1 protein-coding gene is annotated in these 376 nt (G+C 42.3%); it reads left to right on the forward strand.

The window, feature by feature from the left end; all coding sequences use genetic code 11:
• Positions 1 to 376 (forward strand): hypothetical protein (locus HUK38_RS14805; protein WP_202985595.1); only part of this gene is annotated, 376 nt, incomplete at both ends.

The following is a 376-nucleotide window of genomic DNA, read 5'->3' on the forward strand; positions in this document are numbered from 1 at the left end:
GGTAAAATGATTCATCAATTCACGCATCAATGGGCGCAGCCAAAGTATTGGTTAGATGAAGCGGAGGTGCGACTTAAACTAATTGGGCGCGGTGAAGATCGCGGGCAACGATTAGCGTATCAAGAGTATCGTATGGTGCATCGTCGAATTGCCAGCAGTACAAATGAACGCACAACAATTGCTTGCGTTTCACCACCAAATCATGTTTGCGCAGATACGGCTCAAACAACAAAAAATATTATTGATTATGATAGTTTGGTTTTTCTTGTTGCAATTATGAATTCTTTTGTTGCTGATTGGGAGATTAGACAACGAGTAACGGCGCATTTAGATATGCACTTTGTTTATAAAATGAGGATTCCCCGCCTCACCGCCG

The sequence above is a fragment of the Thiospirillum jenense genome (assembly GCF_014145225.1).
GTDB lineage: Bacteria > Pseudomonadota > Gammaproteobacteria > Chromatiales > Chromatiaceae > Thiospirillum > Thiospirillum jenense.